Source organism: Streptomyces sp. SPB074 (assembly GCF_000154905.1).
Classification (GTDB): Bacteria; Actinomycetota; Actinomycetes; order Streptomycetales; family Streptomycetaceae; genus Streptomyces.
The window spans coordinates 2,645,661-2,655,345 of sequence record NZ_GG770539.1 but is presented as its reverse complement, the minus strand read 5'-3'; the positions used below and the strand labels follow the sequence as shown (position 1 = coordinate 2,655,345).

General features: G+C 72.2%; 8 protein-coding genes and 1 pseudogene. 2 read left to right on the top strand and 7 right to left on the bottom strand.

From position 1 onward, the window contains the following. Positions 1 to 149: 149 nt before the first annotated feature. From SSBG_RS10815 to SSBG_RS10805, 3 genes and pseudogenes are all read right to left on the bottom strand, one after another. Positions 150 to 885, bottom strand: a pseudogene (locus SSBG_RS10815) (haloacid dehalogenase type II). Positions 886 to 901: 16 nt separating this feature from the next. Continuing rightward, on the bottom strand, positions 902 to 2,005 hold the full coding sequence (gene rarD / locus SSBG_RS10810) for an EamA family transporter RarD (RefSeq protein ID WP_008746191.1): 1,104 nt from the start codon (positions 2,003 to 2,005) through the stop codon (positions 902 to 904). Positions 2,006 to 2,221: 216 nt separating this feature from the next. After that, positions 2,222 to 3,088, bottom strand: coding sequence for an NAD(P)H-binding protein (locus SSBG_RS10805; protein ID WP_008746190.1), 867 nt, complete (start codon positions 3,086 to 3,088; stop codon positions 2,222 to 2,224). Positions 3,089 to 3,202: 114 nt separating this feature from the next. Here SSBG_RS10805 and SSBG_RS10800 point away from each other — a divergent pair, with 114 nt between their 5' ends. Next, positions 3,203 to 3,643 (top strand): winged helix-turn-helix transcriptional regulator, encoded by a 441-nt coding sequence (locus SSBG_RS10800; RefSeq protein WP_037869451.1) that lies wholly within the window; start codon positions 3,203 to 3,205, stop codon positions 3,641 to 3,643. A gap of 52 nt (positions 3,644 to 3,695) precedes the next feature. Here the strand turns inward: SSBG_RS10800 and SSBG_RS10795 are convergent, their stop codons facing one another. The 4 genes from SSBG_RS10795 to SSBG_RS10780 form a co-directional block, all read right to left on the bottom strand. Continuing rightward, positions 3,696 to 4,763: a 2-oxoacid:ferredoxin oxidoreductase subunit beta gene (locus SSBG_RS10795; protein ID WP_008746188.1), complete on the bottom strand. Its 1,068-nt coding sequence runs from the start codon at positions 4,761 to 4,763 to the stop codon at positions 3,696 to 3,698. After that, positions 4,756 to 6,771 (bottom strand): 2-oxoacid:acceptor oxidoreductase subunit alpha, encoded by a 2,016-nt coding sequence (locus SSBG_RS10790; RefSeq protein ID WP_008746187.1) that lies wholly within the window; start codon positions 6,769 to 6,771, stop codon positions 4,756 to 4,758. The genes SSBG_RS10795 and SSBG_RS10790 overlap by 8 nt, the downstream gene beginning before the upstream one ends. Positions 6,772 to 7,146: 375 nt before the next feature. After that, positions 7,147 to 7,806, bottom strand: coding sequence for a response regulator transcription factor (locus SSBG_RS10785; protein WP_008746186.1), 660 nt, complete (start codon positions 7,804 to 7,806; stop codon positions 7,147 to 7,149). 104 nt (positions 7,807 to 7,910) lie between these two features. Further along, positions 7,911 to 9,437, bottom strand: coding sequence for a sensor histidine kinase (locus SSBG_RS10780; protein ID WP_008746185.1), 1,527 nt, complete (start codon positions 9,435 to 9,437; stop codon positions 7,911 to 7,913). A gap of 55 nt (positions 9,438 to 9,492) precedes the next feature. Between SSBG_RS10780 and SSBG_RS30970 the strand changes: the two genes are divergently transcribed. Continuing rightward, on the top strand, positions 9,493 to 9,685 hold a 193-nt coding region (locus SSBG_RS30970; protein WP_158677762.1), incomplete at its 3' end, for a hypothetical protein.

Genomic DNA, 9,685 nt, shown 5'->3' with positions numbered 1-9,685 from the left:
CTGAGGCGGGCCCCCGGCGCCGGGCACGCCCCCCGACACGCCGGGCACGACCCTCGGACACGCCGGGCACGCCTCCCGTCCCGCCCGAGGACGCACCCCGCCCCCGGATGCCCGTCCCGCCACAAGACGCTCCCGCCCCGTGTGCGCCGCTACCCCAGGAGCTGGTCCGCCAGGTCCGTGAAGTCCGCCGCCAGGAAGTCGAAGCGGTCGTCCCGCCCCGGCGCCTCGCGCTCCTCCCGGTGCACGTACGCCGTGCGCATTCCGAGGCTCTGCGCGCCGCGCAGGTCCCAGGCGTGCGCCGCGACCATCAGGACGCGTTCCGGCGGGCGGCCCGCCGGGGCGAGGGCGAGTTCGTACGCGGGCGGGTCCGGCTTGAACGTACGCGCCTCCTCCGTGGAGAGCGCGAGGTGCCAGCGCAGCCCGGCCCGCACGGTGATGCCGAGCAGTTCGGCGCGGCTCGCGTTCGACAGCGCGATGAGCGGGAAGCGGCGCGCGAGCCGGTCGAGCCCCGCGGCACTGTCCGGAAACGGCGCGAGCGCGTGCGCCGCGTGCGCGAGCGCCGCGACCGCCGCGACGTCGTCGTCCAGACCGGCCGCCGCGGCGACCACCCCGGCCGTCTCCATGTCGAGCGCGTCGGCGGGGAGGTAGGGCCGTTGCCCGGCCATCATCCTGCGCTGCTCGGTGTCCGTGTGCTTCCTGCCACAGCGCGAAGAGCCGCCCGGCTTCCGCCGCGTCCGTCGTCAACTCGCCGATACCGGCGCGGATTCCGGCCACGTCGTCCACGAGCGTCCCGAGGACGTCGAAGACGAGGGCGTCGATGTCCCGCGCGACGTCGATGTCGTGATCAGCCATGGCGTCGAGTCTTCCCGGCTTCGGGCCCTTCATCCCGCGCCGCGCCGGATCACGCCTCCCGGGCCGGTGCCCGCGCCGCGTCCCGCGCGGTCGCGTCCGCCGCCTTCCGCGCGGGCGGCTCGGTGCCCTCGCACGGCGGCGTCTCCCCGGCCACCGGGTCCGCCGCCCGCGTCTCCGCGCCCGCCGGGTCCCCCGCCGCCTCCGCCTCCCGTACCGCCCGCCGCAGCCGCTCCGCCGTGCGGCGGTTGGCGCGGGCCGTGCGCAGGGCGTCCCAGGTCAGGAGGAGCAGCGCGATCCACACGAGCCCGAAACCGGCCCAGCGCGCGGGCGGCATCTCCTCGTGGAAGTAGAAGATGCCCAGGGCGAACTGGAAGACCGGGGCCAGGTACTGGAGCAGGCCGAGCGTCGAGAGCGGGACGCGGATCGCCGCCGCGCCGAAGAAGACGAGCGGCACCGCCGTGACGATGCCCGTCGAGGCGAGCAGCGCCGCGTGTCCAGTGCCCTCGCCCGTGAACGTGGAACCGCCCCGGGCGCCGAGCCAGAGGAGGAAGCCCAGCGCGGGCAGGAACTGGAGGGCGGTCTCGGCGGCCAGCGACTCGATCCCGCCGAGGTTGACCTTCTTCTTCGCCAGCCCGTAGGCGCCGAACGAGAACGCGAGCGCCAGCGAGATCCACGGCGGCTTCCCGTAGCCGATCGCGAGGACGAGCACGGAGGCGACGCCCGTCGCGACCGCGACCCACTGCACGGGCCGCAGCCGCTCCCCGAGGAGCAGCACGCCGAGCGCGATGCTCACGAGGGGGTTGATGAAGTACCCGAGGGACGCCTCCACGACGTGGCCCGCGTTGACCGCCCAGATGTAGACGCCCCAGTTGACCGTGATCACGGCCGCCGCGACCGCGACGAGGGCCAGACGGCGCGGGTCGCGCGCGAGTTCGGCCGCCCAGGCCCAGCGGCGGACGCACAGCAGCAGGATCGCGACGACGCCGAGCGACCAGACCATGCGGTGCGCCAGGATCTCGCCCGCCCCGGCCGGCTTGAGCAGCGGCCAGAAGAGCGGCACGAGACCCCAGATGCCGTAGGCGCCGAAGCCGTAGGAGAGGCCGGCACGCGAGGTGCCCTGCCCGGTGTCCTGTGGTGCTGGTGCGGCGGCCATCGCGTTCCCCGATCCGGTCCCGGGCCGCGCCCTGCCGCCGCCCCCGTCGGAAGGTAACGGGAGCGGAGCGGCTTGTCATTCCCGTATCGGCCTACGGTCATGACGCGAGGGGTCGCGCGGAGGCACGGGGAAGCACGGCGGCCCGCCGGGCATCGGCGGGGGAGTGGCGCCGCGTGGCCCGCGGCCCCCTCCGCCCCCGCGGTCCCCTCCGCCCCCTCAGCCCTCCAGCTCCTTGAGCCCCGCCGCGATCGAGTCCGCCAGGGGGGTCGTCGGGCGGCCGATGAGCCGGGAGAGGTCGCCGGGGGTGTGGGCGAGGGAGCCGCGCGCGATCGCCGCGTCCACGTCCACGAAGACGTCCGCCAGGAACTCCGGGAGCCCCGTGCCGAGCAGGATGTCCTTGTGCCGCTCGGGCGTCACGTTCTGGAAGGTGACCGGCCTGCCGGACTGCCGCGTGAGCTCGGCGGTGAACTCGGCCATCGTCCAGGCGTCGTCGCCGCTCAGCTCGTAGACCTTGTTCTCGTGGCCCTCGCCCGTGAGCACGGCGACGGCCGCCGCCGCGTAGTCCGCGCGCGGCGCCGCCGCGAGGCGGCCCTCGCCGGAGCTGCCCACCAGCGCGCCCTGCTCGAAGAGCTGGGGGATGCGCCCGACGTACATCTCCGCGTACCAGCCGTTGCGCAGGAAGGTGTAGGGAACGCCCGAGTCGAGGATCGCCTGCTCGGTGATCTTGTGCTCGTCGGCGAGCGTGAAGTCGGCCCGGGGGCCGCCGAGCACGCCGGTGTACGCGAGCTGGGCGACCCCGGCGGCCTGCGCGGCGGCCACCACGGCCCGGTGCTGCGGGCCGCGCCTGCCGATGTCGCTGCCCGAGACGAAGAGCACCCGGTCGCCCTCGTGGAAGGCGCCCTTCAAGGTCTCCGGCCGGTCGTAGTCGGCTATGCGCGGCTCGATGCCCCGCGCCGCGAACTCCGCGCCCTTCTCCTCGCTGCGGACCACGGCCGCGATCCCGCTCGCGGGGACCTTCTCCAGCAGGCCGGCGAGGACGAGACGGCCGAGCTGCCCGGTGGCGCCGGTGACGACGATGCTCATGAGGGGTGCCTTTCGCGCTGCAACAGGTGCACAGGGGGTTGCTCCGTGCTTCGCCTCCACATTAGGGATCGCACTTACCAAACGAAAGTACCCACTTTCGAGTAAGGTACTGGCATGACAGTGAGTGCGGAGATGGCGGAGCTGCTCGGCGGGCGCGAGGGGATCGCGGACGGGGCCCCGGACGTCAACCGGGCGATGTGCCCCTCGCGGGGCATCCTGGAGCACGTGACCTCGCGCTGGGCCGTGCTCGTCCTCGCGGCGCTGCTCGCGCGGACGTACCGGTTCAGCGAGCTGCGGCGGACGGTGGGGGGCGTGAGCGAGAAGATGCTCGCGCAGACGCTCCAGACGCTGGAGCGGGACGGCTTCGTGGTGCGCGAGGCGAAGGCGGTCGTGCCGCCGCACGTGGAGTACTCGCTCACCGCCGGCGGGCGGGAGGCGGCTGAGCAGGTCTTCGGCCTGGCGCGGTGGAGCGAGCGGCAGGTTTCCGCGGTGGAGGAGGCCAGGGCCGCGTACGACGAACGCCGGAGGGGCAAGGAAAGCCCCTCCGGCGTCTGAGGAGCGGGAGCCGGGGCAAAAGCCCGGGGGTTTCCCGCTCAGGGGGTGGGCGTCAGCCCACCACGGTCCAGGTGTCCTTGCCCGCGAGGAGCGCGGACAGGTCGCCCTTGCCCTGTTCCGAGACGGCCGCGTCGAGCTGCTCGGCCATGAGCGTGTCGTAGACCGGCCGCTCGACGTCGCGGAAGATCCCGATCGGGGTCTGGTGGAGCGTCGTCGGGTCCGCCAGGCGCGAGAGCGCGTACGCCGCCGTGGCCGTCTCGCGGTGGGCGTCGTGGACCAGGACGTCGGCCTCGTTCTCCGGCGTCACGTCCACGACGCGCAGGTCGCCGGAGGCGTGGTCCCGTACGACGCCCTTCGTGCCGAAGCGGATCGGCTGCCCGTGCTCCAGGCGGATCACCGCCTCCGCCGCCTTCTCCTTGTCCTTGAGGACCTCGAAGGCGCCGTCGTTGAAGATGTTGCAGTTCTGGTAGATCTCCACGAGCGCCGTGCCCGGGTGCTCCGCCGCCGCCTTGAGGACGCTTGTCAGGTGCTGGCGGTCGGAGTCCACCGTGCGCGCGACGAAGGTCGCCTCGGCGCCCAGCGCGAGCGAGACCGGGTTGAAGGGGTTGTCGAGCGAGCCCATCGGCGTGGACTTGGTGATCTTGCCGATCTCGGAGGTCGGCGAGTACTGGCCCTTGGTGAGCCCGTAGATCCGGTTGTTGAAGAGCAGGATCTTGAGGTTCACGTTGCGGCGCAGCGCGTGGATGAGGTGGTTGCCGCCGATCGAGAGGGCGTCGCCGTCACCCGTGACGACCCACACGCTCAGGTCCTGCCGCGAGGAGGCGAGCCCGGTCGCGATGGCCGGGGCGCGGCCGTGGATCGAATGCATCCCGTACGTGTTCATGTAGTACGGGAAGCGGCTGGAGCAGCCGATGCCCGACACGAAGACGACGTTCTCCTTCGCGAGCCCGAGCGAGGGCATGAAGCCCTGCACGGCCGCGAGCACCGCGTAGTCCCCGCAGCCGGGGCACCAGCGGACCTCCTGGTCCGACTTGAAGTCCTTCATGGACTGCTTCGCCTCGGCCTTGGGCACGAGCGAGAGCGAGAGCGGACCCTCGGGCGCCTGCGTGGTCTCAGTCATCGATGACCTCCTTGAGCACCGTCGCGAGCTGTTCCGCCTTGAACGGCATTCCGTTGACCTGGTTGTAGGACCGCGCGTCCACGAGGTACTTGGCGCGCAGCAGGGTCGCGAGCTGGCCGAGGTTCATCTCCGGGACGACGACCTTCTCGTAGGACCGCAGGACCTCGCCGAGGTTCGCGGGGAAGGGGTTGAGGTGGCGCAGGTGGGCCTGCGCGATGCTCTCGCCCGCGACGCGCAGCCGCCGCACCGCCGCCGTGATCGGCCCGTACGTGGAGCCCCAGCCGAGCACGAGGGTGCGCGCCTCGTTGCCCGGGTCGTCCACCTCGATGTCCGGGACGCGCACGCCGTCGATCTTCGCCTGGCGGGTGCGGACCATGAACTCGTGGTTCGCCGGGTCGTAGGAGATGTTGCCCGTGCCGTCCTGCTTCTCGATGCCGCCGATGCGGTGTTCGAGACCGGGGGTGCCGGGCACGGCCCACGGGCGCGCGAGCGTCTCGGGGTCGCGCTTGTAGGGCCAGAAGACCTCGGTGCCGTCGGCGAGTTCGTGGTTGAACGCCGTCGCGAAGGAGGTCGTCAGGTCGGGCAGCTCCCCGGCCTCGGGGATGCGCCAGGGCTCGGAGCCGTTGGCGAGGTAGCCGTCCGAGAGGAGGAAGACGGGGGTGCGGTACGTGAGCGCGATGCGCGCCGCGTCGAGCGCCGCGTCGAAGCAGTCGGCGGGGGTACGGGGCGCGACGATCGGCACCGGGGCCTCGCCGTTGCGCCCGTACATCGCCTGGAGCAGGTCCGCCTGCTCCGTCTTCGTCGGCAGCCCCGTGGAGGGACCGCCGCGCTGGATGTCCACGATGAGGAGCGGGAGTTCGAGGGAGACGGCCAGGCCGATCGTCTCCGACTTGAGGGCCACGCCCGGGCCGGAGGTCGTCGTCACCGCGAGGCTGCCGCCGAAGGCCGCGCCGAGCGCGGCGCCGATGCCCGCGATCTCGTCCTCGGCCTGGAAGCTGCGCACACCGAAGTTCTTGTGCTTGCTCAGCTCGTGCAGGATGTCCGAGGCCGGGGTGATCGGGTACGAGCCCAGGTAGAGCGGCAGCTCGGCCTGCCGGGAGGCGGCGATGAGCCCGTAGGCGAGCGCCAGGTTCCCGGAGATGTTGCGGTACGTGCCGGTGGGGAAGGCGGCCGAGGCGGGGGCCACCTCGTAGGAGACGGCGAAGTCCTCCGTCGTCTCGCCGAAGTTCCAGCCCGCGCGGAAGGCCGTGAGGTTCGCCTCGGCGATCTCCGGGCGCTTCGCGAACTTGGCGCGCAGGAACTTCTCCGTGCCCTCGGTGGGCCGGTGGTACATCCAGCTCAGCAGGCCGAGCGCGAACATGTTCTTGCTGCGGCCCGCGTCCTTGCGGGACAGCTCGTACTCCGCCAGCGCCTCGACCGTCAGCGTCGTGAGCGGCACGGGGTGGACGCTGTAGCCGTCGAGCGTGCCGTCCTCCAGCGGGGAGGCGTCCCAGCCGACCTTCTGCATCGCGCGCTTGGTGAACTCGTCCGTGTTGACGATGATCTCCGCGCCGCGCGGCACATCCGCCAGGTTCGCCTTGAGCGCCGCCGGGTTCATCGCGACGAGCACGTCCGGGGCGTCGCCCGGCGTGAGGATGTCGTGGTCGGCGAAGTGGAGCTGGAAGGACGAGACGCCCGGCAGGGTGCCCGCGGGGGCACGGATCTCGGCCGGGAAGTTCGGCAGCGTCGAGAGGTCGTTGCCGAAGGAGGCGGTCTCCGAGGTGAAGCGGTCACCCGTGAGCTGCATCCCGTCCCCGGAGTCACCCGCGAAGCGGATGATCACCCGGTCCAGTTTGCGGACCTCCTTCGCGCCGGACTGAGCGGGCGCCTCCAGGCGCTCGGTGTCCGGCTCGGGGCCTTCGAGTACGTCCGTCACGGGGGCGGGGGCCTGCGGCGCGTCCGTGGGGCGCGGCTCGCCGACGACCGCACCCTCGGACGGCCCGGCTGGGCTGCTGACCTGGCTGGTCACTGGAAGTGGACCTCCCGTCGAGGCGGTGGCGGCTCCCGCCGGGGCGGCGGGGGCGTTTCCTGGCCGATGCGTGTGCCTGTGGCTGTGCCTGTCTGTGCGCCGGCGGACCGGCGCTGTCCCTGCGGCACAGCCTACGTCGGTAAGGGTCCCCTTCCCGGGACGGGTCATATCCCGAACACCTCACGGAGACGGGCAGGTGCCCCGAAGAGGACCCCTTTCGATCGCGGCGCGGTCAAATCTGCCCGTTTCGCGGGCTTTTTTCGGGGTCCGGCTCTCCGTGAAGGACGGGAGACGGAAATGTCTGGTTCTTTTGGCCTAGGCAGCCCGGCGGGAGGGCGGCCGGGAGCGGGGCGGGCGGCCGGGAGCGGGTACCGGCTAGGACCGCAGGTACGTGAGGACGGCGAGCACCCTGCGGTGGTCGCCCTCGCTCGGCGAGAGCCCGAGCTTCATGAAGATGTTGCTCACGTGCTTCTCGACCGCCCCGTCACTCACCACGAGCGCCTTCGCGACCGCCGAGTTCGTCCGCCCCTCGGCCATCAGCGCCAGCACCTCCCGCTCGCGCGGGGTCAGGTTCGCGAGCACGTCCTGCTTGCGGGAGCGGCCGAGGAGCTGGGCGACCACCTCCGGGTCGAGCGCGGTGCCGCCGCTCGCGACGCGGTCCACGGCGTCCACGAACTCCCGCACGTCCGCGACCCGGTCCTTGAGCAGGTAGCCGACCCCCCGGCTCGACCCGGCGAGCAGCTCGGTCGCGTACTGCTCCTCGACGTACTGCGAGAGCACGAGCACCCCGAGCGCCGGGTACGCCTTGCGCAGCGCCACGGCCGCGCGGACGCCCTCGTCGGTGTGCGTCGGGGGCATCCGCACGTCCGCGACGACGACGTCCGGGAGCTGGGACTGCTCCGCGAGGTCCCGCACCGTCTTCACGAGCGCGTCCCCGTCCCCGACGCCGGCCACGACCTCGTGCCGGGCGTCGCTGAGCAGGCGGGTCAGCCCCTCCCGCAGGAGGACGGAGTCCTCCGCGATGACGATCCGCACCTTCGCCGCTCCTGCCTCTGCCATGTCCGCCACTTCTGCCACGTCCCCCGCCGTCGGAATCCCCGGGGCCCCCTCCCGGGACGCCCCTCGCGGGGGACAGCATTTCAGGAAGCGGTGCCCTCGCGCGCGCCGGTGGCGGCACCGGTGCCGGGGCGCGCGGCCCGCGCCGTCCACGGCAGCTCGGCGGTGAGCGTCGTCGGCCCGCCGGGCGGCGAGTCGACCAGGAGCACGCCGTCCACCGCGCCGAGCCGGTCCGAGAGCCCGGCGAGCCCCGTGCCGCCGTCGAGCGAGGCGCCTCCGTGTCCGTCGTCGTGGACCTGGAGGAGCAGGCGGTCGCCGGCGCGCCAGACCTCGACGGTGGCGGTGCGGGCGCCGCTGTGTTTGCTGACGTTCTGGAGGAGTTCGGAGACGGTGAAGTAGGCGATGCCCTCGATGGCTTCGGCGGGGCGGTCGTGGAGGTCCACTTCGACGGAGACGGAGACGGTGCAGCGGGCGGCGACGGAGGAGAGTGCCGCGTCGAGTCCCCGGTCGGTGAGGACGGCGGGGTGGATGCCGCGCGCGAGGTCCCGCAGCTCCTGGAGTGCCGTCTTCACCTCGCCGTGCGCCGAGGCGACGAGCCGCGCCCCCGCCTCCGGGTCCTCCACCAGCTTCTCCTTCGCCACCCCGAGATCCATCGCGAGCGCCACGAGCCGCGCCTGCGCCCCGTCGTGCAGGTCCCGCTCGATGCGCCGCAGATCGGCGGCGGCCGTGTCCACCACGACGCCCCGGTCCGACTCCAGCTCGCCGACACGGCTCTCCAGGCGTGAGCGCCCGAGCAGCGCCCGCACGAGCAGCGCGTCGACGGTCGTCAGCCCCCGTACGAGCCAGGGCGCGAGCAGTGTCAGGACGAGGCCCGCCGCGCAGGTCAGCGCGATCTCCAGGCCGGAGTCGACGTACTCGGCGTGGTGGGTGTCCCCGTAGATCTGGATGCCGTTGTGCCCCACATCGCCCGGTACCGCCCACACCCACAGCGGGTACGTGAGCGCCGTCAGGCCGCTGCTCCACACCGCGAGCGAGAGCGTCGCTGCGAACGCCGTCCAGGGGAAGTGCAGGACGGCGAAGAGGAGGTGGCGCCAGGACTCGCCGCTCTTGAGGAGCGCGCCCATCAGCCCGAACAGCGAGTGCCGCCCGCCGCGCAGCGGCCCCGCCCCGGCCACCTCCGTGCCCAGCAGCCCCCGCGCGAGCCCCCGCTCCACGTGCGCGAGCCCGCGCATCGAGGCGAGCAGCAGGGCCAGCACCGGCACCCCGATGAACGTGATGAGCAGCCCGGCCCCGAGGCAGAACATCACCACGGCCCACACGAAGGCGACGAGTGAGAGCGGCAGGCTCACGAAGAGGTAGAGCAGCTCCCGCCAGAATCTCGGGCTCACCGGCGCGAACAGGGCGCGCGCGAGCGGCGTGCGGCCGTCGCCGGGGGCGTGCGGGCGCCCGCCGGAGGGCGGCGCGAGGGGCCAGCCGTCACGGTCGTAGCCCCGTGCGTACGTGCCCGCGCCGCGCGGGTACGTGCCCGCGCCGCGCGGGTGTGCGCCGGGGACGCGCCCCGCGCGCTCTCCCACCGGCCCGTCCTTCTCGTACCACGTCCCTGCCGTCATCCGGACGCCTCCTCTCGCTTCTCCTCCAGCATGGTGGGCGGGGCCGCGCGGGAACATGCGGGAGATCGGTCTCTCGGGCGGGGGGTTAACCCCCCGCCCCACCCGTTTTTTTTTTTTTTTTTTTTTTTCCGGACGTGGCCCGCGCGCCCGAACTATTTTTTTTTTTTTTTTATTTTTTTTTTTTTTTATTTTTTTTTTTTTTTTTTTTTTTTTTTTTTTTTTTTTTTTTTTTTTTTTTTTTTTTTTTT